This window comes from Pseudomonas ovata, assembly GCF_003131185.1.
Taxonomy (GTDB): Bacteria; Pseudomonadota; Gammaproteobacteria; order Pseudomonadales; family Pseudomonadaceae; genus Aquipseudomonas; species Aquipseudomonas ovata.
The window spans coordinates 517,675-542,008 of record NZ_QFFU01000001.1 but is presented as its reverse complement, the minus strand read 5'-3'; the positions used below and the strand labels follow the sequence as shown (position 1 = coordinate 542,008).

Annotated in this window: 19 protein-coding genes; 12 read left to right on the top strand and 7 right to left on the bottom strand. The window is 64.9% G+C overall.

Annotated elements, in window-relative coordinates; translation table 11 throughout:
- The first annotated feature begins 227 nt into the window (after window positions 1-227).
- From ptsP to DGA31_RS02430, 4 genes are all read left to right on the top strand, one after another.
- Window positions 228-3,089, top strand: coding sequence for a phosphoenolpyruvate--protein phosphotransferase (ptsP, locus tag DGA31_RS02445; protein WP_109511409.1), 2,862 nt, complete (start codon window positions 228-230; stop codon window positions 3,087-3,089).
- On the top strand, window positions 3,089-4,030 hold the full coding sequence (gene pfkB / locus DGA31_RS02440) for a 1-phosphofructokinase (protein WP_109511408.1): 942 nt from the start codon (window positions 3,089-3,091) through the stop codon (window positions 4,028-4,030). Before ptsP ends, pfkB begins: the two co-directional genes overlap by 1 nt.
- Window positions 4,031-4,044: 14 nt before the next feature.
- Entirely contained in the window at window positions 4,045-5,778 is a 1,734-nt protein-coding gene (locus tag DGA31_RS02435) for a PTS fructose-like transporter subunit IIB (RefSeq protein ID WP_109511407.1), read from the top strand.
- Window positions 5,779-6,105: 327 nt separating this feature from the next.
- A complete protein-coding gene (locus tag DGA31_RS02430; RefSeq protein ID WP_109511406.1) occupies window positions 6,106-7,047 on the top strand; it encodes an AEC family transporter in 942 nt (313 codons plus the stop codon).
- Window positions 7,048-7,057: 10 nt separating this feature from the next.
- On the opposite strand, the gene DGA31_RS02425 is transcribed toward DGA31_RS02430, so the two are convergent.
- From DGA31_RS02425 to gatC, 6 genes are read right to left on the bottom strand one after another with little or no spacing between them, the layout of a single operon-like run.
- The gene (locus DGA31_RS02425; RefSeq protein WP_056834100.1) at window positions 7,058-7,441 is read right to left on the bottom strand and encodes a carboxymuconolactone decarboxylase family protein; all 384 of its coding nucleotides are present in this window, start codon (window positions 7,439-7,441) and stop codon (window positions 7,058-7,060) included.
- 30 nt (window positions 7,442-7,471) lie between these two features.
- Window positions 7,472-8,524: a calcium/sodium antiporter gene (locus tag DGA31_RS02420; RefSeq protein WP_109511405.1), complete on the bottom strand. Its 1,053-nt coding sequence runs from the start codon at window positions 8,522-8,524 to the stop codon at window positions 7,472-7,474.
- A 53-nt stretch (window positions 8,525-8,577) separates the two neighbouring features.
- Window positions 8,578-8,946 (bottom strand): septal ring lytic transglycosylase RlpA family protein, encoded by a 369-nt coding sequence (locus DGA31_RS02415; RefSeq protein ID WP_109511404.1) that lies wholly within the window; start codon window positions 8,944-8,946, stop codon window positions 8,578-8,580.
- 53 nt (window positions 8,947-8,999) lie between these two features.
- The gene (gene gatB / locus DGA31_RS02410) at window positions 9,000-10,445 is read right to left on the bottom strand and encodes an Asp-tRNA(Asn)/Glu-tRNA(Gln) amidotransferase subunit GatB (protein ID WP_056834106.1); all 1,446 of its coding nucleotides are present in this window, start codon (window positions 10,443-10,445) and stop codon (window positions 9,000-9,002) included.
- A 12-nt stretch (window positions 10,446-10,457) separates the two neighbouring features.
- Window positions 10,458-11,909, bottom strand: a complete 1,452-nt coding sequence (gene gatA / locus DGA31_RS02405) for an Asp-tRNA(Asn)/Glu-tRNA(Gln) amidotransferase subunit GatA (RefSeq protein WP_056834108.1) — start codon at window positions 11,907-11,909, stop codon at window positions 10,458-10,460.
- Window positions 11,910-11,924: 15 nt separating this feature from the next.
- Entirely contained in the window at window positions 11,925-12,212 is a 288-nt protein-coding gene (gene gatC, locus DGA31_RS02400) for an Asp-tRNA(Asn)/Glu-tRNA(Gln) amidotransferase subunit GatC (RefSeq protein WP_056834110.1), read from the bottom strand.
- Window positions 12,213-12,428: 216 nt separating this feature from the next.
- On the opposite strand from gatC, the gene mreB reads away from it, so the two are divergent.
- From mreB to tldD, 8 genes are all read left to right on the top strand, one after another.
- Window positions 12,429-13,466, top strand: a complete 1,038-nt coding sequence (gene mreB / locus DGA31_RS02395) for a rod shape-determining protein MreB (RefSeq protein WP_056834111.1) — start codon at window positions 12,429-12,431, stop codon at window positions 13,464-13,466.
- 222 nt (window positions 13,467-13,688) lie between these two features.
- Window positions 13,689-14,798 (top strand): rod shape-determining protein MreC, encoded by a 1,110-nt coding sequence (gene mreC, locus DGA31_RS02390; RefSeq protein WP_241509510.1) that lies wholly within the window; start codon window positions 13,689-13,691, stop codon window positions 14,796-14,798.
- A complete protein-coding gene (mreD, locus tag DGA31_RS02385) occupies window positions 14,791-15,282 on the top strand; it encodes a rod shape-determining protein MreD (RefSeq protein ID WP_056834115.1) in 492 nt (163 codons plus the stop codon). The genes mreC and mreD overlap by 8 nt, the downstream gene beginning before the upstream one ends.
- A 54-nt stretch (window positions 15,283-15,336) precedes the next feature.
- Window positions 15,337-15,939, top strand: a complete 603-nt coding sequence (locus DGA31_RS02380) for a Maf family protein (RefSeq protein WP_109511402.1) — start codon at window positions 15,337-15,339, stop codon at window positions 15,937-15,939.
- The gene (gene rng / locus DGA31_RS02375) at window positions 15,936-17,393 is read left to right on the top strand and encodes a ribonuclease G (RefSeq protein WP_056834119.1); all 1,458 of its coding nucleotides are present in this window, start codon (window positions 15,936-15,938) and stop codon (window positions 17,391-17,393) included. Before DGA31_RS02380 ends, rng begins: the two co-directional genes overlap by 4 nt.
- Window positions 17,394-17,559: 166 nt before the next feature.
- On the top strand, window positions 17,560-21,375 hold the full coding sequence (locus tag DGA31_RS02370) for a YhdP family protein (RefSeq protein ID WP_109511401.1): 3,816 nt from the start codon (window positions 17,560-17,562) through the stop codon (window positions 21,373-21,375).
- Between the two features lie 39 nt (window positions 21,376-21,414).
- A complete protein-coding gene (locus tag DGA31_RS02365; RefSeq protein WP_056834123.1) occupies window positions 21,415-22,260 on the top strand; it encodes a carbon-nitrogen hydrolase family protein in 846 nt (281 codons plus the stop codon).
- Between the two features lie 2 nt (window positions 22,261-22,262).
- Window positions 22,263-23,702, top strand: coding sequence for a metalloprotease TldD (gene tldD, locus DGA31_RS02360; RefSeq protein WP_109511400.1), 1,440 nt, complete (start codon window positions 22,263-22,265; stop codon window positions 23,700-23,702).
- Window positions 23,703-23,746: 44 nt separating this feature from the next.
- Here the strand turns inward: tldD and yjgA are convergent, their stop codons facing one another.
- The gene (gene yjgA, locus DGA31_RS02355) at window positions 23,747-24,268 is read right to left on the bottom strand and encodes a ribosome biogenesis factor YjgA (RefSeq protein ID WP_056834127.1); all 522 of its coding nucleotides are present in this window, start codon (window positions 24,266-24,268) and stop codon (window positions 23,747-23,749) included.
- Window positions 24,269-24,334: the final 66 nt, after the last annotated feature.

Genomic DNA, 24,334 nt, shown 5'->3' with positions numbered 1-24,334 from the left:
GCCTGATTTGACCTGCGCAGCCGCAATCGGACGGAGTGAGCTTCTACCGATTTGCAGAATCCAGTAACGTGCCGCACAATTTCAAGATTAAACGATTCAGCAACTGTTTTTCCTGCTGTTATCGTGTGCAGGATGATGTCAGACAAAAACGCGGTTGTGTTTCTACTCTGTCGTGTACCTACAACAAGAATCAGGCGGCGCTTGCAGCGCTGCACAGGAGTCAAGGCATGCTCGAACTCACTCTGGAGCAGATCTCCATGGCCCAGGTGGCGGTGGACAAATCTGCCGCATTGCACCTGCTGGCCGAGCATCTGGTCGCCGATGGACTGGTGGCACCCGGTTACCTCAAGGGCCTGCAGGACCGCGAGCAGCAAGGCTCGACGTTCCTGGGCCAGGGCATTGCCATTCCACATGGCACCCCGGATACCCGTGACCAGGTATTCAGCACCGGCGTGCGCCTGATGCAATTTCCTGACGGTGTCGACTGGGGCGACGGGCAGATCGTCTACCTGGCCATCGGCATCGCAGCCAAATCCGATGAGCACCTGCGCCTGCTGCAATTATTGACCCGCGCGCTGGGCGAAGCTGATCTGGGACCGTCATTGCGTGCCGCCAGAACGCCGCAGGACCTGCTCAAGTTGCTGCAAGGGGCGCCCCAGGAACTGGCGCTGGATGCGCAGATGATCAGCCTGGGCGTGTCGGTCGATGATTTCGAAGAATTGGTATGGCGTGGTGCGCGCCTGCTGCGCAAGGCCGACTGCGTCAATAATGGTTTTGCCGCCGTGCTGCAGCAGGTCGAAGCCCTGTCGCTGGGTGACGGCCTGTGGTGGCTGCACAGCGAGCAGATGGTCAAGCGTCCGGGGCTGGCCTTTGTCACCCCGGACAAACCGCTGCGCCTGCTCGGCCAGCCGCTGACCGGCCTGTTCTGCCTGGCCAGCCTCGGTGAGGCGCACCAGAACCTGCTTGAGCGCCTGTGCGCCTTGCTGATCGAAGGCCGAGGCCAGGAGCTGGGCCAGGCCACCAACAGCCGTGCGGTGCTGCAGGCCCTGGGCGGTGAAGTGCCGGCCGAATGGCCCAGCGCGCAGATCGTGCTGGCCAACGCCCACGGCCTGCACGCCCGCCCGGCCAAGGTCCTGGCGCAACTGGCCAAAAGCTTCGACGGCGAGATCCGCCTGCGCATCGTCGAAAGCGACGACCTGGCGGTGTCGGCCAAGAGCCTGAGCAAACTGCTGAGCCTGGGCGCACGTCGCGGCCAGACGCTGGAATTCGTGGCCGAGCCGACCATTGCTGCCGATGCCTTGCCAGCATTGCTGGCGGCGGTCGAGCAGGGCCTGGGGGAAACCGTCGAGCCGGTGCTGGCCGCGCCCGTACAAGCGGTGGTGCAACCGGTCGCGCCGCGTGCCGTGGTGGCGCCGCAGGCCGGTGCGATCATCAGCGCGGTGCCGGCCTCGCCGGGCGTGGCCATGGGGCCTGCGCATGTGCAGGTGCCGCAGGTTTTCGATTACCCGCAACAGGGTGAGTCGCCCGCCGCCGAGCGCGAGCGTCTGCAAGTCGCATTGCGCCGGGTGCGTGACGAAATCGGCCAGTTGATCGAGCGCAGCCAGGCCAAGGCCATCGGCGAAATTTTCGTCACCCACCAGGAAATGCTCGACGACCCGGAGCTGACCCAGGATGTCGAACAGCATTTGAATCAAGGCAAGAGTGCCGCCGCGGCCTGGGATACCGTCATCGAAACCGCTGCGGCCCGCCAGGAGGCGCTCAATGACGCGCTGCTGGCCGAGCGCGCCGCCGACCTGCGTGACGTCGGTCGCCGTGTACTGGCCCACCTGTGCGGCGTGCAGGCGCTGGCCGAGCCTGAACAACCTTACATCCTGGTCATGGACGAAGTCGGTCCGTCCGACGTGGCGCGCCTGGACCCGGCGCGGGTCGCCGGCATCCTCACTGCACGTGGCGGGGCCACGGCGCACAGCGCCATCGTCGCCCGGGCCCTGGGCATCACCGCGCTGGTGGGGGCTGGCGAGCAGGTGCTGCTGATCGAGCCGGGCACCGTGCTGTTGCTCGACGCCCAGCGCGGCCGCCTGACCGTGGCCCCTGAGGCCGCCGTGCTGGAACGGGCCGCCCAGGAGCGCGATGCCCGTGAGCTGCGCCTGCAAGCGGCGCATGCTGCCCGTATGGAGCCGGCGGTGACCCGTGACGGTCACGCTGTGGAAATCTGCGCCAATATCGGTGACAGCACCGGCACGCCGGCCGCCGTCAAGCAGGGCGCCGAAGGCATCGGCCTGCTGCGCACCGAATTGCTGTTCATGGCCCACAACCAGGCGCCGGACGAAGCGACCCAGGAAGCCGAATACCGCCGTGTCCTTGACGACCTGGACGGGCGTCCGCTGGTGGTGCGCACCCTCGACGTCGGCGGCGACAAGCCGCTGCCGTACTGGCCGATCGACAAGGAAGAGAACCCGTTTCTGGGGGTGCGCGGCATTCGCCTGACCCTGCAGCGCCCTGAAATCATGGAGGCGCAATTGCGTGCCCTGTTGCGCGCCGCCGACAACCGGCCGCTGCGCATCATGTTCCCGATGGTCGGCAGCGTCGACGAATGGCGCCAGGGCCGCGACATGGTCGAGCGCCTGCGCCTGGAAATCCCGGTGAGCGACCTGCAGCTGGGGATCATGGTCGAAGTGCCGTCGGCGGCCTTGCTGGCGCCGGTATTGGCCAGGGAAGTCGACTTTTTCAGCGTCGGCACCAATGACCTGACCCAGTACGCCCTGGCCATCGACCGCGGTCACCCGACCCTGTCGGCCCAGGCCGACGGCCTGCACCCTGCGGTGTTGCAGTTGATCGACATGACTGTGCGCGCCGCCCATGCCAACGGCAAATGGGTGGGCGTGTGCGGCGAGCTGGCGGCCGACCCGCTGGCGGTGCCGGTGCTGGTGGGCCTGGGCGTGGACGAGTTGAGTGTCTCGCCGCGCAGCATCGCCGAGGTCAAGGCCTGTGTACGTGAACTCAGCCTGAGCCGCGCTCAGGCCCTGGCGCATGACGCGCTGACGGTGGGCAGCGCCGCCGAAGTCCGTGCGCTGGTGGAGGCTCTGTAATGGCCAGGATTCTGACCCTGACCCTCAACCCGGCCTTGGACCTGACCGTGCAACTGGGTCAGTTGAGGGTCGGGGAGGTCAATCGCAGCGACGCCATGCTGACCCATGCCGCCGGCAAGGGCCTCAATGTCGCCCAGGTGCTGGCTGACCTGGGGCATGAGCTGACCGTGTCGGGCTTTCTCGGCCTGGATAATCCCCAGGCGTTTGACGCGCTGTTCGCCGCGCGCGGGTTTGTCGATGCGTTTATTCGTGTGCCGGGCGAAACCCGCAGCAATATCAAGCTGGCCGAGGCCGACGGCTGCATTACTGACGTCAATGGCCCGGGCCTGGTGATCAGCGACGCTGACCAGCAGCGCCTGTTCGAACGTCTTGAACACCTGGCGCCCGGCTTCGATGCCGTGGTGGTGGCCGGCAGCCTGCCGCGCGGCGTCAGCCCGCAGTGGTTGCAACGCCTGCTGGCCATGCTCAAGGCCCATGGTCTTCACGTCGCACTGGACAGCAGCGGCCAGGCCTTGCGTGCCGGGCTTGAGGCCGGCCCCTGGCTGGTCAAGCCCAACACCGAGGAATTGACCGACGCGCTGGGCGTGCCGGTCGACTCGGTGGCCGAACAGGCCGATGCCGCCCGCCGCCTGCGGGCCCAGGGCATCGAGCATGTGGTGATTTCCCAGGGTGCCGACGGCGTGAACTGGTTCAGTGCCCAAGGCACCTGGCACGCGCAACCGCCCAAGGTGACGGTTGCCAGCACGGTGGGCGCCGGTGACTCGTTGCTGGCTGGCATGCTGCACGGCTTGCTCAGTGCCCACGCCCCGGCGCAGACCTTGCGCACCGCCACGGCCATCGCGGCCATGGCCGTGACCCAGATCGGTTTCGGCATCACCGATACCGCGCACCTTGAACGACTCGCCAGCGGTGTGACCGTGCGCGACCTGACCGAACAATAAGAGAGGCGACGTTGATGAAATTAGCCATAGTAACGGCCTGCCCCAATGGCAAGGTCAGCAGCGTCCTGAGTGCCCGCCTGTTGGCGGCTGCCGCCCAGCGCCTGGGCTGGGAAACCTGCGTCGAGGTGGTCGACCCGCACAAGCCGGAGCGCCAGTTGTCGGCGCAGGACATCGAGCAGGCCGACCTGATCGTGGCGGTGTACAGCGGTGCGCTGGACCTGAACCGCTTTGTCGGCAAGCGCCTGTTCCAGTCCGCACCGGCGCAAGCGCTGCAGGACGTCGACGCCTTTCTCCAGCGCGCCGCCGAACAGGCGCAGCCCTGGCAAGCCGTGGCCAGCGAGCCGGCAGCGACAGCGGCAGGCCCCGCACGGATCGTGGCGATCACCGCCTGCCCGACCGGCGTGGCGCACACCTTCATGGCCGCCGAAGCCCTGCAACAGTCGGCCAAACGCCTGGGGCATGAGCTGCAGGTGGAAACCCAGGGCTCGGTCGGTGCCCGCACGCCGCTCAGCCCGCAGGCCATCAGTGAGGCTGACGTGGTGCTGCTGGCCACCGACATCGAAGTGGCGACCGAGCGTTTCGCCGGCAAGCGCATCTACCGTTGCGGCACCGGCATTGCCCTCAAGCAGCCGGATGTCACGCTGGGCAAGGCCCTGGCCGAGGCCAGGGTCGAAAGCAGCGCCGACACGGCCAAGGCACCGGCCAAGTCCGAAAGCGCCGGGATCTACAAGCATTTGCTGACCGGTGTGTCGTTCATGCTGCCGATGGTGGTGGCGGGCGGCCTGTTGATTGCCCTGTCGTTCGTATTCGGTATCGAGGCCTTCAAGGAGCAGGGCACGCTGGCCGCCGCGCTGATGCAGATCGGTGGCGAGGCTGCCTTCAAACTGATGGTGCCGTTGCTGGCCGGCTACATCGCCTGGTCGATTGCCGACCGTCCCGGCCTGGCGCCGGGGATGATCGGTGGCCTGCTGGCCAGCACCCTGGGCGCCGGTTTCATTGGCGGCATCGTCGCCGGTTTTCTGGCCGGCTACAGCGCCAAGTGGATCAACCGCTACGCGCGCCTGCCGTCCAGTGTCGAGGCACTCAAGCCGATCCTGATCATTCCGCTGCTGGCCAGCCTGTTCACCGGCCTGATGATGATCTACGTGGTGGGGCGACCGGTGGCCGGCATGCTGGCGGCGCTGACCCAGTTTCTGGAAACCATGGGTACGGCCAATGCGATCCTGCTGGGTGTGGTGCTGGGGGCGATGATGTGCGTCGACCTGGGCGGGCCGATCAACAAGGCCTCCTATGCGTTCTCGGTCGGGCTGCTGGCCTCGCAGAGCTACGCGCCGATGGCCGCGGCGATGGCCGCCGGCATGGTGCCGCCGATCGGCATGGGCATCGCCAGTGTGCTGGCGCGGCGCAAGTTCGCCCAGAGCGAGCGCGAGGCGGGCAAGGCGTCGTTTGTGCTGGGGTTGTGCTTTATCTCCGAAGGCGCCATTCCGTTTGCGGCCAAGGACCCGTTGCGGGTGATCCCGGCCAGCATCGCCGGCGGTGCGCTGACCGGTGCGTTGTCGATGTACTTCGGCTGCAAACTGATGGCGCCGCACGGCGGATTGTTCGTGATGCTGATTCCCAATGCCATCAACCATGCGCTGTTGTACCTGCTGGCCATCGTCGCCGGCAGCCTGGTGACCGGCGTGCTGTACGCCGTGCTCAAGCGCCCGGAAGTGGTCGATCTGGCGGTCGAGCCGCAGGCTTCGTAGTCTGAAGCGGATTGCGGCCCGGCCGCTCTCATCATGCACAAAACAACTGACCGAGTTCACCCACCGTAGGAGCGCGCTTGCCCGCGACCGGCTGCGTTAGCAGTCGTAAATTTTCAGCGTTTCGAAGATCTTGCGAGCGCTTCGCACTCGGTCGCGGGCAAGCGCGCTCCTACACGGGCCCCGTGTTTGCTATGCGACAGCGCTCCGCCTTGGCGCTGTGTCAGCGACACAAGGGGATGTCCTGTGGGCATGGCGTAATATCTGGTAAAACCCTGTCCTGTCTGGCTTATCATTAGCCGCCTAACGATGGGGCAGGGGACGCACGGCATGCTGGCTATTTTTCTGGAAACACTCAATGTCACGGCACCGGTCTTTGCCATGCTGTTCATGGGCGTGTTTCTCAAGCGTATCGGGGCAATCAACGACGGCTTCATCGTCACCGCCTCGTCGCTGGTCTTCAATGTCACCATGCCGGCCCTGTTGTTCATGGGCATCGTGCATGCCGACCTCAAGACCGCCCTGCAAGCCGACCTGCTGATTTTCTTCACCGTCGCGACCCTGCTCAGCTTTGCCCTGCTCTGGGGCTGGGCGATCTGGCGCATTCCTTTTGCCGACCGTGGCATCTATGTCCAGGGCGCGTTTCGGGGCAACAACGGCGTGGTGGGCCTGGCGCTGGCGGCGAGCATGTACGGTGACCACGGGATTTCCGTGGGCGCGATCCTGGCGGCGATGGTCATCCTGTATTACAACGCGCTGTCGACCATGATCCTGGCGGTGTACAGCCCGGTGATCAAATCCGACCCGTGGAGCGTGATCAAGAGCGTATTTTCCAACCCGCTGATCATCAGCGTGATCGTGGCCTCGCCCTTTGCCTACTACGGCGTGCGCATGCCGATGTGGTTCGAGACCTCGGCCAACTACCTGGCGCAGATGACCCTGCCGCTGGCGTTGATCTGCATTGGTGGCACCCTGTCGCTGGCCTCGTTGCGCAAGAGCGGGCAAATGGCGATGGGCGCCAGCCTGATGAAAATGGTCTGGCTGCCGCTGATCTGCACCACGGCCGCCTGGGCCTGTGGCTTCCGTGGCCCGGAACTGGGCATCCTGTTCCTTTACTTCGCCAGCCCCACCGCCGCCTCCAGCTACATCATGGCGCGCAGTGCCAATGGCAACTACGAGCTGGCGGCCGCCATTATCGTACTGACGACACTGGCCGCCGCGGTGACCACCAACATCGGCATCTTCCTGCTGCAATGGGGCGGCTGGATTTGAACCGTCGGCACTACGGTTTGGCGAAGTACTCTTCAATCACCTCCTGGGCGGCGCGGAAGGCGTCGATGGCCGCCGGCATGCCGGCGTAGACCGCGCAGTGCAGGAAGGTCTCGCGGATTTCTTCCGGGGTGCAGCCGTTGTTCAGGGCGCCGCGCACGTGACCCTTGAGTTCCTGCGAGCATTTGAGCGCCGTCAGGGTCGACAGGGTGATCAGGCTGCGGGTCTTGAGGTCCAGGCCTTCGCGGCTCCAGACACTGCCCCAGGCCTGCTCATTGATGAAGTCTTGCAGCGGCAGGCTGAACGCGCTGGCATTGGCACGGGCGCGATCGACATAGGCATCGCCCATCACCTGGCGGCGAATGCTTTCTCCGGCTTGGGTCTTCGGGTCGCTCATGGGGTATTTCCTCGTGCTCTGGAAGGGGAATCAACGATGATGGCGCCACCACGTGCGGACCATGTCCACAATCACCAGGGCGGTCAGCACCGGCAGCACAAGGTGCAGTATCCAGCTTTCCAGGCGTTCGGCCAGCAGCATGCCGGTACTGAAGCCGATGATGTCCAGCCCGTAGGCGGTGTACAGCGCCAGCAGCAGCAGCCCTTCGAGCCTTGTGATGCGATAGCCCGAACAGAACAGCGGCAGGCACAGCACTGCGACGCTGAGCATGATCGGCAGGTCGTAGGCCAGTGAGTTGGGCGACACCGACAGCGGTGCCGGTGCCAGCACCGCGGTCAGCCCCAGCACGCCCAGCAGGTTGAACAGGCTGGTGCCGATCACCGTGCCCACGGCCATGTCGCGCTCACCGCGCAGGGCGGCGACCAGTGAAGTGATCAGCGCTGGCATCGAGGTGGCCACCGCCATCAGCGTCAGGCCCATGATGCGTTCCGACAGGCCCAGGTGAATGGCCAGCGTCACCGTGGCATCCACCAGCAGGTGCCCGCCGCCGATCAACAGCAACAGGCCGCCGGCCAGGCTCAGCAGTTCGAGCAGGGTGCGCGGCGGGCTGTCGCCCTGGGGCGGGCCATGACTGTGGCCGTGACCATGACGGGCCGCGTGGCTGGCCTGGCGCACGATGACCAGCAGGCACAAGGCAAGGCCGGCCAGCAGCACCAGGCCGTCCAGCACGCCGATTTCCCGGTCCCAGGCCAGCGCGGTCAGCAGGGCGCAGGCGCCAATCATCAGCGGAATGTCCACGCGCACCACTTGCAGGGGCACGCGCAACGGAATGATCAGGGCGCACAGCCCCAGGGTCACCAGCACATTGAAGATATGGCTGCCGACCACGCTGCCCACCGCGATGTCGGCATTGGCCGACAAGGCAGCCTGCACCCCGACCGAGAGCTGCGGGGCGCTGTTACCCAGCGCCATGACGGTGAGGCCGATGATCAGCCCTCGCACCTTGAGCCAGGCTGCCAGACGCACAGCGGCCCGCACCGACAGCCCGGCGCCGATCAGCAACAGCAGCAGGCCGCCGGCCAGTTGCAGCAGGGCGGGTGGTGGCAGGGTCGAGAGTTGAAAAATGACCGTGACCCTCAGTCCAGTCCCTGAACGTGCACGCGGGCGATGCCACTGCGTATCATGCCCAGTTGTTCGGCGGCCTTTTTCGACACGTCGATCAGGCGCCCGCGCGTGTTGGGGCCGCGGTCGTTGATGCGCACCACCACGCTGCGCTGGTTGGCCAGGTTGGTGACCCTGACCCGGCTGCCGAACGGCAGCTCACGGTGCGCGGCGGTCAGCGCGTTCTGGTTGAATGCCTCGCCACTGGCGGTGCGCTTGCCATGATGACGCGCGCCATACCAGGACGCCTTGCCGGTTTCGTCATAGCCATGCGGGTCGACCGAATGGCTGGAACAGCCAGCCAGTAGCGAAAGCAAGGTACAGGCCGTGAGCAGTTGGCGCATGGGTGCTTATCCTGTGGGGCTTCACCGGCGCGCTTGCACGCGCCGGTGAAGGGTCAGCCTTCGAGCTTGGCCTTGAGCAGTTCGTTGACCTGCTGCGGGTTGGCCTTGCCTTTGGAGACTTTCATCGCCTGACCGACGAAGAAGCCGAACATCTTGCCGCGCTTGGCCTCGTCGGCGGCACGGTACTGTTCGACCTGGGCGGCATTGGCCGCCAGCATCTCGTCGAGCATGGTCTCGATCGCGCCACTGTCGGTCACCTGCTTGAGGCCGCGCTGCTCGATCACCTCGTCGGCGCTGCCCTCACCATTGGCCATGGCCTCGAACACCATCTTGGCGATCTTGCCGGAAATGGTGTTGTCCTGGATGCGCTTGAGCATGCCGCCCAGTTGCTCGGCGCTGACCGGCGACTGTTCGATTTCCAGGCCCTGCTTGTTGAGCAGGCTGCCCAGCTCGACCATGACCCAGTTGGCGGCCAGCTTGGCGTCGCCGCCGATGCTGACCACCTGCTCGAAGTAGTCGGCCTGCTCGCGGCTGGACGACAGCACGCTGGCGTCATAGGCCGACAGGCCGAACTGGCTCTGGAAGCGCTCGCGCTTTTGCGGCGGCAGTTCCGGCAGGGTGGCGCGGATCTGCTCCAGGAACGAATCCTCGATGATCACCGGCAACAGGTCGGGGTCGGGGAAGTAGCGGTAGTCGTTGGCTTCCTCCTTGCTGCGCATGGCGCGGGTCTCGTTGGTGTTGGGGTCGTACAGGCGCGTTTGCTGGATCACCTTGCCGCCGTCTTCGATCAGGTCGATCTGGCGCTGGATCTCGCTGTTGATGGCCTTCTCGATGAAGCGGAACGAGTTGACGTTCTTGATCTCGCAGCGCGTGCCGAACTCGACCTGGCCCTTGGGCCGGATCGAGACGTTGCAGTCGCAGCGCAGCGAACCCTCGGCCATGTTGCCGTCGCAGATGCCCAGGTAACGGACCATGGCGTGGATGGCCTTGACGTAGGCCACCGCTTCCTTGGCGCTGCGCATGTCCGGCTCGGAGACGATTTCCAGCAGCGGCGTGCCGGCGCGGTTGAGGTCGATGCCGGTCATGCCCTGGAAGTCTTCGTGCAGGCTTTTGCCGGCGTCTTCTTCCAGGTGCGCACGGGTGATGCCGATGCGCTTGACGGTGCCGTCTTCCAGGGTGATGTCCAGGTGGCCCTTGCCGACGATCGGCAGCTCCATCTGGCTGATCTGGTAGCCCTTGGGCAGGTCAGGGTAGAAGTAGTTCTTGCGCGCGAACACGTTGTGCTGGCCGATCTCGGCATCGACCGCCAGGCCGAACTTGACCGCCATGCGCACCGCTTCCTTGTTCAGCACCGGCAGCACGCCGGGCATGCCCAGGTCGACCAGGCTGGCCTGGGTGTTGGGCTCGGAACCGAACGTGGTGGCGCTGGCGGAGAAAATCTTCGATTGGGTCAAGAGCTGGGTATGGATTTCCAGCCCGATGACGACTTCCCATTGCATTTATGATTCTCCTCAGAAGCCGGCAGGCGTGCGCGTATGCCAGTCGGTGACCAACTGGTACTGGTGGGCCACATTCAGCAGACGGCCTTCCTGGAAGTAGGGTGCGAGCAATTGCACGCCCACCGGCAGGCCATCGACGAAACCGGCCGGCATCGACAGGCCGGGCAGGCCGGCGAGGTTGGCGGTGATGGTGTAGACGTCTTCGAGGTAGGCGGCGACCGGGTCGCTGCTCTTGGCGCCGATCTTCCAGGCCGGGTTCGGCGTGGTCGGGCCCAGGATCACGTCGACTTCGGCGAAGGCGTTCATGAAGTCGTTCTTGATCAGGCGACGGATTTTCTGCGCCTTGAGGTAGTAGGCGTCGTAGTAGCCGGCCGACAGCGCATAGGCGCCGACCATGATCCGGCGCTGGACCTCGGCACCGAAGCCTTCACCGCGCGAGCGCTTGTACAGGTCGGTGAGGTCCTTGGGCTGTTCGCAGCGATGGCCGAAGCGCACGCCGTCGAAACGCGACAGGTTCGAGGAAGCCTCGGCCGGGGCGATGACGTAGTAGGCCGGGATGCCGTGCTGCAGGTTCGGCAGGGTGATTTCCTTGACTACCGCGCCGAGCTTTTCCAGGGCCTTGACGCTGTCCTGGACCAATTGCGCAATGCGCGGGTCCAGGCCGGCACCGAAATACTCTTTCGGCAGACCGATGCGCAGGCCCTGCAACGAGCCGTTGAGCGTGGCCGAGTAGTCCGGCACCGGCTCGTCGATGCTGGTGGAGTCCTGCGGGTCGAAGCCGGCCATGCCTTGCAGCAGCAGGGCGCAGTCTTCGGCGGTGCGGGCCAGCGGGCCGCCCTGGTCGAGGCTGGACGCGTAGGCAATCATGCCCCAGCGCGAGACGCGGCCGTAGGTAGGCTTGAGGCCGGTCAGGTTGGTCAGTGCGGCCGGCTGGCGAATCGAACCGCCGGTGTCGGTGCCGGTGGTGGCCGGCAGCAGGCGTGCGGCCACGGCGGCGGCCGAACCACCGGACGAGCCACCCGGTACGTGCTCCAGGTTCCACGGGTTGTTCACTGCGCCGTAGAAACTCGACTCGTTGCCCGAGCCCATGGCGAACTCGTCCATGTTGGTCTTGCCCAGGGTCACGGTGCCGGCGGCGGCCAGTTTCGCAACCACGGTGGCGTCATAGGGCGCCTTGAAGTTGTCGAGCATGCGCGAACCGCAACTGGTGCGGATGCCCTGAGTGCAGAACAGGTCCTTGTGCGCCAGCGGTGCACCGAGCAGCGCGCCGGTCTCACCGGCGGCGCGGCGGGCGTCGGCGGCCTGGGCCTGGGTGATGGCCAGGTCCTGGGTCACGGTGATGAAGCTGTTGAGCTTCGGGTCCAGCTCGGCGATACGTGCCAGCAGGGTACGGGTCAGCTCTTCGGAGGAGAATTTCTTGTCGGCGAGTCCGCGGGCGATCTCGGCCAGGGTCATTTGGTGCATGCAGGCGCTTTCCCTTTACTCGATGACTTTCGGAACCAGATACAGACCTTGCTCGACCGCAGGGGCGATGGCCTGGTATTCGTCACGGTGATTGCTCTCGGCCACGACATCGTCGCGCAGGCGCTGGGACGCTTCCAGGGGGTGAGCCAGGGGCTCGATGCCGTCGGTGTCGACCGCTTGCATCTGGTCGACCAGCCCGAGAATGCTGTTCAGTGCTTCGGTAGTACGTGGCAGATCGTCGTCGTTGAGGCCCAGACGGGCCAGGTGAGCGATCTTTTCCACGTCGCTGCGCTCGAGCGCCATGGGGGTATCTCCAATTGAGTGCATTGAGTGCATCGGACCTGGATCCGGGGCAGTTGCGGAACATGACGGCGTTTCGTGGGTCTGATGGCCGCGAACGTCCAGGGTCTTGCTCGGAAAAGCTGCCAATTTAACATATTGGCTCCTTGCCCAAAATCCCTGTCGTTGTTAGAGTTTGCCGCACTTTTTTACCCACGCGTTCCCTAGGGTCCCTTTCCCATGTTCAAGAAACTGCGTGGCATGTTTTCCAGTGATCTTTCCATCGACCTGGGCACTGCCAACACCCTTATTTACGTGCGTGAGCGCGGTATCGTACTGAATGAGCCTTCCGTCGTCGCCATTCGTACCCACGGTAACCAGAAAAGCGTCGTGGCCGTAGGGACCGAGGCCAAACGCATGCTGGGCCGTACCCCTGGCAACATTGCCGCCATTCGTCCGATGAAAGACGGCGTGATCGCCGACTTCAGCGTCTGTGAAAAGATGCTCCAGTATTTCATCAACAAAGTGCACGAAAACAGCTTCCTGCAACCCAGCCCACGTGTGTTGATCTGCGTTCCATGCAAATCCACCCAGGTTGAGCGCCGTGCCATTCGCGAGTCGGCCCTCGGCGCCGGTGCCCGCGAAGTGTTCCTGATCGAAGAGCCCATGGCTGCCGCCATCGGTGCCGGCCTGCCGGTTGAAGAGGCACGCGGTTCGATGGTCGTCGATATCGGCGGCGGTACCACTGAAATCGCCCTGATCTCGCTCAATGGCGTGGTCTATGCCGAGTCCGTGCGCGTGGGGGGTGACCGTTTCGACGAAGCCATCGTGACCTACGTACGCCGCAACTACGGCAGCCTGATCGGCGAGTCCACCGCCGAGCGCATCAAGCAGGAAATCGGCACCGCCTTCCCGGGCGGCGAGACCCGCGAAGTCGACGTGCGCGGCCGCAACCTGGCCGAAGGCGTCCCGCGTGCCTTTACCCTCAACTCCAATGAAGTGCTCGAAGCGCTGCAGGAGTCGCTGGCGACCATCGTCCAGGCGGTCAAGAGCGCGCTGGAGCAGTCGCCACCGGAGCTGGCCTCGGACATCGCCGAGCGTGGCCTGGTGCTGACCGGTGGTGGCGCACTGTTGCGTGACCTCGACAAGCTGCTGGCCCAGGAAACCGGCCTGCCGGTGATCGTCGCCGAAGACCCGCTGACCTGCGTGGCGCGCGGCGGTGGCCGTGCGCTGGAAATGATGGATAAACACACCATGGACCTGCTCTCCAGCGAGTGATTCGTCGGGAGCGCTTCAAGCAGTCCTTTGTCTGCAGGTGGCCCTTGTGCTACCTGTAGACCTGTGGCTGATCCTTGAACACGCCTTTCAATCCGTCCAGGCAATTTCCCTTGTGCATGAATAACAGCCCGTCAAGGCTCAATCCGTCGAGCCAATGCCCGACAGGAGCCGTCTATTAAACCGCTTTTTGCCAAAGGCCCTTCGCTGGGCGTACGCCTGCTTGTGCTGGCGGTGCTGTCGGTTGCCTTGATGGTGGTCGACGCCCGTTTTACCCTGCTCAAGCCGCTGCGCAGCCAGATGTCGCTCGTGCTGATGCAGTCCTACTGGATCGTCGATCTGCCGCAGCGCCTGTACCAGGGCGTGGCCATGCAGTTTGGCAGCCGTACCGAACTGCTGGCCGAGAACGAAAAGCTCAAGACCGAAGCCCTGCTGTTGCAGGGGCGCCTGCAGAAGCTCGCGGCCCTGACCGAGCAGAACGTGCGCCTGCGCGAGTTGCTCAACTCCTCGGCACTGGTCAACGAGAAGGTCGAGGTGGCCGAGTTGATCGGCATGGACCCCAATCCCTTTACCCATCGCATCATCATCAACAAGGGTGAGCGCGACGGTGTAATGCTCGGCCAGCCGGTGCTCGATGCCCGTGGATTGATGGGGCAGGTGGTCGAGTTGATGCCGTACACCGCCCGTGTACTGTTGCTGACCGACACCACTCACAGCATTCCGGTGCAGGTCAACCGCAATGGCCTGCGCGCCATCGCCAGCGGCACCGGCAACCCCGAAAGCCTGGAGTTGCGCCATGTGGCCGACACGGCCGACATCAAGGAAGGCGACCTGCTGGTCAGCTCCGGCCTGGGCCAGCGCTTTCCGGCCGGCTATCCGGTGGCGACGGTCACGGAGGTGAATCATGACTCCGGCCAGCCATTTGCCGTTATCCGCGCCGAACCGACCGCGGCCCTGAACCGCAGCCGCTACCTGTTGCTGGTGTTCTCCGACGGCCGCTCGGCCGAGGAACGCGCCGCCGAGGCGGGCCAGGCGCAGGAGTTGCTGGGGCGACGCACGGTGCCGACCAGCCTGGCACCCGCGCCTGGCGCCTACGCCCCGGTGTTCCCGGCCATGCCAGGTGCCTTGCTGCCAGTGTTTCCGGTCAATACCACGCCAGGCGGCGCTGTCTTGTCGCACTCGACGCCTGCACGCGGCACATCGACCGGTTCGCATCCAGCCGGGCAGGGCAGCCCTGCGGCTTCGCCGGCACCGGCCAGCCCTCGCCCGGCCTCAAGGCCGACGACGCCACCGGCCTCCGTGCCGTCCAATTCCCGAGAACCCATCGATGGTTAGTCACGTCTCCGGGCGCAATGGCTGGGTGGTCTGGTTGACCTTCGCCATCGGCCTGTTGCTCAGCGTTTCGCCGCTGCCGCAATTCATGGAAATCTTTCGCCCGCTGTGGCTGGCGCTGCTGCTGACCTTCTGGATCCTGGCGCTGCCGCACAAGGTCGGCATGACCACCGCCTGGCTGCTGGGGCTGATGGAGGATGTGCTGTACGGCACCCTGCTGGGCCAGAACGCACTGACCCTCAGCCTGATCGCCTTTCTGGTGATGTCCTTGCAGCACCGCCTGCGGATCTTCCCGACCTGGCAACAGTGTCTGATCCTGCTGGTGGTCTTTGGCCTGGCGCAACTGGCGCAACTGTGGCTGAGCGCCTTGACCGGCAATCGCCAGCCCACCCTGGCGCTGGTGCTGCCGGCGCTGGTCAGTGCCTTGTTATGGCCCTGGATCAGCTATGGACTACGCGGGCTGCGCAAGCACCTGAAAATCAATTGAGCGCACGCAGTGCAGGCGCTCTGAACAGGGCGTTGCCGACATGGAGACGTCCCGATGTCCTTTCTTTACCTGGCTTCCGGTTCGCCGCGACGTCGTGAACTGCTGGCCCAGATCGGCGTGCCGTTCAGCGTGCTGAGTGCGCAGATCGACGAAACGCCGCTGGCCGCCGAAACCCCCGAAGCCTATGTCGAACGCCTGGCACGCAGTAAGGCCCGGGCGGGCCTGGCCTTGCTGCCCGGGACGCAGCAGGCCTGCGTGCTGGGGGCTGATACAGCCGTGGTGCTCGACGGCCGGATTCTCGGCAAGCCCGTTGACCGGGAGGACGCGCTGACCATGCTGGCCGCGTTGTCGGGGCGTGAACATGAGGTGCTGACCGCCGTGGCGGTGCTGGACCGACAGCGTTGCGAAAGCCGGGTGGTCGCCAGTCGCGTGCGTTTTCGCGCCATCCAGGCGCATGAGGCGAGCACCTACTGGGCCAGTGGCGAACCGCTGGACAAGGCCGGCAGCTATGCCATCCAGGGGCTGGCGGCGATCTTCGTCGCGGGCCTGCACGGCAGCTACTCGGCGGTCGTGGGCTTGCCGCTGTGCGAAACCGCAGACCTGCTGGGCCATTTCGGCATACCCTGTTGGCAAGGCCTGGAAGGTGATAAGCCATGAGTGAAGAAATCCTGATCAACATCACCCCCATGGAATCACGGGTGGCGGTGGTGGAAAACGGCGTCCTGCAAGAGGTGCATGTCGAGCGCACCCAGCGCCGCGGTATCGTCGGCAATATCTACAAGGGCAAGGTGGTGCGGGTACTGCCCGGCATGCAGGCGGCCTTTATCGACATCGGCCTGGACCGTGCCGCCTTCATCCACGCATCGGAAATCTCCATGCGCGAAGGCCCAGCCATCGAGCCGATCAGTGCGCTGGTGCATGAAGGCCAGAGCCTGGTGGTGCAGGTCACCAAGGACCCGATCGGCAGCAAGGGCGCACGACTGACCACGCAGTTGTCGATTCCGTCGCGTTACCTGGTGTACATGCCGCGCACGGCGCATGTCGGCATTTCGTTGAAGATCGAAGATGAGGGCGAGCGCGACCGGCTCAAGAAGGTGGTCAGCGACTGCGTGGCCCAGGAGGGCATCAAGGAAGCCGGCGGGTTCATCCTGCGCACGGCCGCCGAAGGCGCTGGCGCCGAAGAAATCCTCATGGACATCCGTTACTTGCGCAGGCTCTGGGACCAGATCGGCGAACAGATCAAGACCGTCAGCCCGCCCACGGTCATCTACGAGGACCTGGGCCTGGCGCTGCGCACCCTGCGCGACCTGGTCAGCCCGCGCATCGAGAAGATCCGCATCGACTCGCGGGAAACCTTCCAGAAGACCCGGCAGTTCGTCGCCGAACTGATGCCCGAGATCGAAGACCGCCTGGAGCACTACCCCGGCGAGCGGCCGATCTTCGACCTGTACGGGGTCGAGGACGAGATCCAGAAGGCGCTGGAGCGCAAGGTGCCGCTCAAGTCCGGCGGTTACCTGGTGGTCGACCCGGCTGAGGCGATGACCACCATCGACGTCAACACCGGTGCCTTCGTCGGCCACCGCAACCTCGAAGAAACCATCTTCAAGACCAACCTGGAAGCGGCCACCGCGATTGCCCGGCAACTGCGCCTGCGCAACCTGGGTGGCATCATCATCATCGACTTCATCGACATGGAAGACAGCGAGCACCAGCGCCAGGTGTTGCGCACCCTGGAAAAACAGCTCGAACGCGACCACGCCAAGACCAATATCATCGGCATCACCGAGCTGGGCCTGGTGCAGATGACCCGCAAGCGCACCCGTGAAAGCCTCGAGCAGATCCTGTGCGAGGCCTGCCTGTGCTGCCAGGGGCGCGGCAAGCTCAAGACGCCGGAAACCATCTGCTACGAGATCTTCCGCGAGATCCTGCGCGAGGCCCGGGCCTACCAGGCGGTGGGTTATCGGGTGCTGGCCAGCCAGCGGGTGGTCGACCGCCTGCTCGATGAAGAGTCGGGCAATGTGGCCGAGCTTGAGGCCTTCATTGGCCGCACCATACGCTTTCAGGTCGAATCGATGTATTCACAGGAACAATACGACGTTGTGCTGCTCTGAGTTGCTCGCACTGCAGATATGACACCCGTTGCAAGGCGGGGCCGCGGCAGGGATGCCCCTTGAGTGAGAGTGATGTGTGATCAATGAGCAAATCCCGGCGTGGGTCCTGTGTAGCGGCCTCTCGTTGCCGTCAGTGATTGCGGTTGCCTGGCGCGGAGGCTGCTGAATGATGAACCTGCCGCGCCTGATGGCGGTGCTGGTCCGCTGGGGCCTGAGCCTGTGTGCCTTGTTGCTGGTACTGGCCGCCTTGTATGTGAGCCTGGGGCGGCAACTGGCGCCCATGCTGGCCGAGTACCGGGTGGACGTCGAAAGCCGCGCCCAGGCTGCCCTGGGCATGCCATTGAGCATCGGTCGCCTGGAGGGGCGCTGGAGCGGCTTTGCTCCGGTGCTGCTGGCCCACGATGTAATGGTCGGCGAAGGTCGCAACGCACTGCGTCTGGACCAGGTGCGGGTAGTGCCGGCGCTGTGGGACAGCCTGGTCCACCGCCAGGTGCACATTGCCGACCTCGAGGTCAGCGGTCTGCAACTGATCGTACGGCAGGACAAGGATGGCCAATGGGCGCTGCAGGGCGTGCCGAAGCGCGACGAGGCGCCCCTGGATCCCGAGCAGGTGCTGACGCGCCTGCAGCAGGTGGCGCAGTTGTCGGTGTTCGACAGCCAGTTGACGGTGCAGCCTTTCGACGAACAACCCCTGACCCTCACCTACATCAATGCCAGCCTGGCCACCGGCCCCGGCCGGCAGCGCCTTGATGCACGCCTGACCCTGCCCGATGGCCAGCCGCTGGCGCTCAATGTGCAGGCCCGTATCCAGCCCGGCCAATGGCGCCAGGCCCAGGCCGATGCCTGGTTGAACCTGCCGCAGAGCGACTGGGCGCAATGGCTGCCGCGCAGCCTGACCCGCGACTGGGAAGTGTCGGCGCTCAAGGCCGGTGGGCAATTCTGGCTGGGCTGGGGCAAGGGCACGTTGCAGCAGGCAACCGTGCAGCTCAATGCACCGCACCTGCAAGGCCACTATGGCGAGCATGCGCCGGCCCGGATTGATGACCTGGCGCTCAATGCCTGGTTCGTACGCAGCGAACAGGGCTTCGAGCTGACGCTGGACTCGCTGGCCATGAACCTGGGCAAGCAGCGCTGGGAAAGCCGCCTGCACTTGCGGCAAAGCCTCGCCACGGCCGAGCGTCAGGAGCTGTGGCATGTCCAGGCCGACCGTCTGGACCTGACGCCGCTCACGGCCCTGCTCGATTCGCTGGCACCGCTGCCTGACACCTTGCGTGAAGTGCTCGATCGCCTGGATGTCACCGGCACGCTGCACAACGTGCTGCTCGACTGGCGCCCGCAGGCGCAGGGTGACGAGCGCCTGAGCTTTGCCGCCAACCTGGACAGGATCGGCTTCAAGGCGTATCACGGCGCGCCGGCGGCCGGCAATGTCAGCGGTGCCATCAGCGGTGACCTGGGCAAGGGCGAACTGCGCCTGGCCAGTGACGACTTCATGCTGCACCTGGACCCGATCTTCAAGAAGCCATGGGGCTACAAGAAGGCCAATGCCCGTCTGACCTGGACCCTGGACCAGGACCGTTTCACCCTGGTGGCGCCGTACATCAAGGTGCTGGGCGACGAAGGCCGGATCGCGGCCGATTTTCTGATTCGCATCCACCTCAAGCACGACCATGAAGACTACATGGACCTGCGCGTCGGCCTGCTCGACGGTGATGGTCGCTACACCGGCAAGTACCTGCCGGCAGTGCTTAGCCCGGCGCTGGATAACTGGCTGCGCACGGCCATTGTCGCCGGCGAGGTCAAGCAGGGTTTTTTCCAGTATCAGGGCTCGTTGCACAAGAACGCCCCTGATCATGCCCGGGTCATCAGCCTGTTCTTCAACGTCAAGAATGCGACCCTGGATTTCCAGCCGGGCTGGCCTGCGCTTACGGGCGTGGACGGCAAGGTGTACGTCGAGAACAACGATGTGCGCATCACGGCCAGCAAGGGTCAGATGCTGGGCACCAAAGTCAGCAACGTACAGGTCAATGTTCCACCCGCTGTCGCCGGACAACCCGTCCACCTGCTGGTCGATGGCGAATTTGCCGGTCGCCTGGGCGATGGCCTGAAAATCCTGCAGGACGCCCCTATCGGCACCGGCAGCACCTTTGCCAAATGGCAAGGCGAGGGTCCACTCAAGGGCCGGCTGAACCTCGACATTCCGTTGGAAAAGGGCCTTGAGCCGAAGATTGTCGTGGACTTTGCCAGTGAGGGTGCGCGCCTGAAGCTGGCCGAGCCGCCGCTGGAGTTGAGTCAACTGAAGGGCGAGTTCCGTTTCGACAGTGATCGGGGGCTCAGTGGCAAGAACATCAGTGCCCAGGCGTTTGATCAGCCGGTCACGGCGCAAATTTCGGCCGAGGGCAAGCCAGGCGCGAATATCACGCGCATCAATGCCAGCGGCCAGATTGCCCTCAAGCGCCTGACTGACTGGCTGAGCTTCAATCAGCCGCTGCCAGCCTCGGGCGATATTCCCTATCAATTGCAATTGCTGCTCGACGGGGCAGACACGCCGCTGTCGATCAGTTCCAGCCTGCAAGGCCTGGCGGTGGACCTGCCGGCACCGTTCGGCAAGTCCCGCGAACAGGCGCGCCCCAGTGAGTTTCGCATGACCCTGCAAGGCCGCGAGCGACGCTACGACGCGGTGTATGGCACGCAGGCCAGCCTGACCTGGGCAGCGCCTGCCAGTGATCCGTTGCAAGGGCGTGGCGAATTGTTTCTGGGGCAGGGCGGCGCCGTTGTGCCCCAGGCCAAGGGCTTGCGCATCAGTGGCAGCCTGCCCGAACTGGATATCGCGCCCTGGCAGGACGTGGCCAAGCGCTACAGCGGTGGCGATACCGGCGGCAGCGCCCGGCAGATGCTCAACCGGGTCGATGTGCAGATCGGCCGGCTGACAGCCATGGGCACTACGCTTGAACAGGTCCGCGTGCAGGTGCAGCGTATTGCCGCTGCCTGGCAGCTGGCGCTGGACAGCGCGAAGGTCAAAGGGACGGCGGCGTTGCCCGATGCCAGAAACGCCCCGATCGATATCGACCTGCAGTACGTGCACCTGCCGGCCGCCGACCCCAATGCGGCGGTGGTCGAAAACGCGCCTGACCCGTTGGCCGGGTTCGATCCGCGTCAGGTGCCGGCGCTGGATCTGCGCATCAACCAGGTGTTCCAGGGCGAGCAGTTGGTCGGTGGCTGGGCCCTGAAAATCCGTCCGACCCCCAGTGGCTTGCGCTTCAACGACCTGAGCCTGGGCCTCAAGGGGCTGCTGCTCGAAGGCAACGGGGGCTGGGACGGCACGCCGGGGGCCGGCAGCAGTTGGATCAAGGGCCATGTGGCGGGCAAGGACCTGAGCGATGTGCTCAAGGCCTGGGGCTTTGCGCCGACCGTGACCAGCGAATCATTCGAGCTGGACATCGACGGCCGCTGGCCGGGCTCGCCGGCCTGGGTGGGCCTGAAGCGTTATTCCGGGAGTCTGGATGCCACGTTGCGCAAGGGCCAGTTCGTCGAAGTCGAAGGCGGTGCCCAGGCGTTACGAGTGTTCGGCCTGCTCAACTTCAACTCCATCGGCCGGCGTTTGCGCCTGGACTTCTCCGACCTGCTGGGCAAGGGGCTCAGCTATGACCGGGTCAAGGGCCTGCTGGTGGCCAGCGAAGGTGTCTACGTGACGCGCAAGCCGATCACCCTGACCGGCCCATCGAGCAACCTGGAGCTGGACGGCACGCTGGACATGGTCAGGGATCAGGTCAACGCCAAGCTGCTGGTGACCCTGCCGGTCACCAACAACCTGCCCATTGCCGCCTTGCTGGTCGGCGCACCGGCCATTGGCGGCGCACTGTTTCTGGCAGACAAGTTGCTGGGCGACCGCGTTGCGCGTTTCGCCAGTGTCCAGTACAAGGTCGAGGGGCCCTGGAAAGAGCCGAAGATTACCTTCGACAAGCCGTTCGAGAAGCCTCAGTAACAGGGTTGCCTGTTTAGTCAGGTTGGCAGGGAGGATCAAATGACGTTTGCCGTGATTCAGATGGTCAGCCAGAGCGACATCGCCGAAAACCTGCGCCATGCCCGGCGCCTGCTGGAGCAGGCTGCCGGGCAGGGCGCGCGGCTGGCGGTGCTGCCGGAAAACTTCCCGGCGCTGGGACGTCGCGACGCGGCCGCCATCGGCCGCGCCGAGGCCCTGGGGCAAGGTCCGATCCTGCCATGGTTGAAACAGGCCGCCCGTGACCTCAGGTTATGGATTGTCGCCGGTACATTGCCGCTGCCACCGCAGGATCAGCCCGAGGGCAAGGCTGCGGCCTGCTCGTTGCTGATCGACGAGCATGGCGAGCAGGCGGCCCGGTACGACAAATTGCATCTGTTCGATGTCGATGTGACTGACAATCGCGGGCGCTACCGTGAATCGGATGACTATGCTTATGGAGGCCATGTAGTCGTTGCCGATACGCCGGTGGGGCGGTTGGGGATGAGCGTATGCTATGACCTGCGCTTCCCGGAGCTGTACACCGCCCTGCGTGAAGCGGGCGCAGAACTGATTACCGCACCTTCGGCGTTCACCGCCGTCACCGGTGCGGCGCACTGGGAGATCCTGATTCGCGCCCGCGCCATCGAGACTCAGTGCTACCTGCTGGCCGCCGCCCAGGGCGGCATCCATCCGGGCCCTCGGGAAACCTGGGGCCAGACGGCAATCATCGACCCCTGGGGACGAATACTGGCCGAGCAGGACAAAGGTGAAGCCGTGCTGCTGGCGCAGCGCGACAGTGAAGAACAGGCGTCCATACGGGCGCGGATGCCGGTGTCCAGTCACCGGCGATTTTCAGTGCAGGACGCGGTGCGGCCTGCTTCGGAGTGAATATGAGTGACGTGTCCTCAGTCAGCGAACATCTTCTGGCGCCTGGCGGCCTGAACCTGGACACCCTGCAATCGGTGCTGGGCGAATTGGCCGGGCCCGGGATCGACGCGGCCGATCTGTATTTCCAGGGCATGATTTCCGAGTCCTGGGCGCTTGAGGACGGCATTGTCAAGGAAGGCAGCTTCAACCTTGACCAGGGGGTCGGGGTGCGTGCGCAATCGGGCGAAAAAACCGGTTTTGCCTACAGCAATGCCATCAACCTCGAGGCCCTGAGCGCAGCGGCGCGTGCGGCCCGTTCCATCTCGCGTGCCGGCCAGAACGGTCGGGTCCAGGCGTTCACCACCCAGGATGTGGCCCAGCTGTATGCGTCGGACAACCCGCTCGAAGTGCTCAGCCGCGCCGAAAAGGTCGAGCTGCTCAAGCGCATTGATGTCGCCACCCGGGCGCTGGACCCACGGATCCAGCAGGTCTCGGTGAGCATGGCCGGGGTCTGGGAGCGTATTCTGGTCGCTGCCGCCGATGGCAGCCTGGCGGCCGATGTACGGCCGCTGGTGCGCTTCAATGTCAGTGTGATCGTCGAACAGAACGGCCGTCGCGAGCGCGGTGGGCACGGTGGCGGTGGCCGTACCGATTACCGTTATTTCCTCAATGAAGACCGGGCCATGGGCTACGCCCGTGAGGCCTTGCGCCAGGCGCTGGTCAACCTCGAGGCGATACCCGCCCCGGCAGGCACCTTGCCGGTGGTGCTGGGTTCGGGCTGGTCGGGCGTGCTGTTGCACGAAGCGGTCGGTCATGGCCTGGAAGGCGACTTCAACCGCAAGGGCAGCTCGGCCTACAGCGGCCGGATGGGCGAAAGGGTTGCCTCCAAGCTGTGCACCATCGTCGATGACGGCACCCTGGCCGGTCGTCGTGGCTCGCTGAGCGTCGATGACGAAGGCACCCCGACCGAATGCACCACGCTGATCGAGAACGGCGTGCTCAAGGGCTACATGCAGGACAAGCTCAATGCCCGCCTGATGGGCGTGGCACGCACGGGCAACGGTCGTCGCGAATCCTATGCGCACCTGCCGATGCCGCGCATGACCAATACCTACATGCTGGGCGGGCAAAGCGACCCACAGGAAATCATTGCTTCGGTAAAGCGCGGGATCTACTGCGCCAACCTGGGCGGCGGGCAGGTGGATATCACCAGCGGCAAGTTCGTGTTCTCCACCAGCGAGGCCTACCTGATCGAAGACGGCAAGATCACCACCCCGGTCAAGGGCGCGACCCTGATCGGTAACGGTCCGGAGGCCATGAGCCGGGTGTCGATGGTGGGCAACGACCTGTCGCTGGACAGTGGTGTGGGCACCTGCGGCAAGGACGGACAATCCGTACCGGTAGGCGTCGGCCAGCCGACCCTGAAGATCGATGCGATCACCGTGGGCGGCACAGGCGGGTGAGGGAAGGGCAGGACTGGTCACTGCTGACCAGTCCTGAGCAGGCGCTAGCGCAGGCCGCGCTGCACTTCGTCCAGATCGCGGATGTACTTGAAGACCTTGCGACTGGAAGCCGGTGGCTTGTTATGCGCCAGTTCATGCTGGGCCTGACGGATCAGGGAGCGCAATTGCTGGCGATCGGCGTCCGGGTATTCGGAAACGAATTTTTCCAGGACGCTGTCATCGCCGCCGATCAGACGGTCGCGCCAGCGTTCCAGCGAGTGGAAGCGTTCGTTGTACTGCCGGGTCGAGCTGTCGAGCTGGTCCAGCAGGGCAAGAATGGCCTCCTGGTCCTGATCGCGCATCAGCCTGCCGATAAACAGGATATGGCGCTTTCGCGCGATATTCGCGGTGTGCTTGGGGGCTTCGGCCAGGGCGCGGCGCAAGCCGTCGGTCAAGGGCAGCTTGTCGAGCACATCCGGTTTGAGGGTAGTCAGGCGCTCGCCCATTTCAACCAGCGCCTGCTGCTCGCGTTTTACCTGGGTTTTGCTTTTCTCCCCGTCGAGGGAGTCGTCGTAAGAATCAACCATGGGGGCCGTCCGCAAATAAACGCCGCCATGATAACCAGTCAGGGGCCGCTTGTCCGGCCCGCTCGG

Bases quoted from the DNA above. Each gene is read 5' to 3' on its own strand.
- gatC (WP_056834110.1), bottom strand. From the start codon at position 12,212: ATGGCGCTCGAGCGCAGCGACGTGGAAAAGATCGCTCACCTGGCCCGT.
- ptsP (WP_109511409.1), top strand. From the start codon at position 228: ATGCTCGAACTCACTCTGGAGCAGATCTCCATGGCCCAGGTGGCGGTG.
- DGA31_RS02435 (WP_109511407.1), top strand. From the start codon at position 4,045: ATGAAATTAGCCATAGTAACGGCCTGCCCCAATGGCAAGGTCAGCAGC.
- gatA (WP_056834108.1), bottom strand. From the start codon at position 11,909: ATGCACCAAATGACCCTGGCCGAGATCGCCCGCGGACTCGCCGACAAG.
- DGA31_RS02425 (WP_056834100.1), bottom strand. From the start codon at position 7,441: ATGAGCGACCCGAAGACCCAAGCCGGAGAAAGCATTCGCCGCCAGGTG.
- gatB (WP_056834106.1), bottom strand. From the start codon at position 10,445: ATGCAATGGGAAGTCGTCATCGGGCTGGAAATCCATACCCAGCTCTTG.
- mreD (WP_056834115.1), top strand. From the start codon at position 14,791: ATGGTTAGTCACGTCTCCGGGCGCAATGGCTGGGTGGTCTGGTTGACC.
- DGA31_RS02430 (WP_109511406.1), top strand. From the start codon at position 6,106: ATGCTGGCTATTTTTCTGGAAACACTCAATGTCACGGCACCGGTCTTT.
- DGA31_RS02365 (WP_056834123.1), top strand. From the start codon at position 21,415: ATGACGTTTGCCGTGATTCAGATGGTCAGCCAGAGCGACATCGCCGAA.
- tldD (WP_109511400.1), top strand. From the start codon at position 22,263: ATGAGTGACGTGTCCTCAGTCAGCGAACATCTTCTGGCGCCTGGCGGC.
- DGA31_RS02415 (WP_109511404.1), bottom strand. From the start codon at position 8,946: ATGCGCCAACTGCTCACGGCCTGTACCTTGCTTTCGCTACTGGCTGGC.
- rng (WP_056834119.1), top strand. From the start codon at position 15,936: ATGAGTGAAGAAATCCTGATCAACATCACCCCCATGGAATCACGGGTG.
- mreB (WP_056834111.1), top strand. From the start codon at position 12,429: ATGTTCAAGAAACTGCGTGGCATGTTTTCCAGTGATCTTTCCATCGAC.
- DGA31_RS02380 (WP_109511402.1), top strand. From the start codon at position 15,337: ATGTCCTTTCTTTACCTGGCTTCCGGTTCGCCGCGACGTCGTGAACTG.
- DGA31_RS02370 (WP_109511401.1), top strand. From the start codon at position 17,560: ATGATGAACCTGCCGCGCCTGATGGCGGTGCTGGTCCGCTGGGGCCTG.
- yjgA (WP_056834127.1), bottom strand. From the start codon at position 24,268: ATGGTTGATTCTTACGACGACTCCCTCGACGGGGAGAAAAGCAAAACC.
- pfkB (WP_109511408.1), top strand. From the start codon at position 3,089: ATGGCCAGGATTCTGACCCTGACCCTCAACCCGGCCTTGGACCTGACC.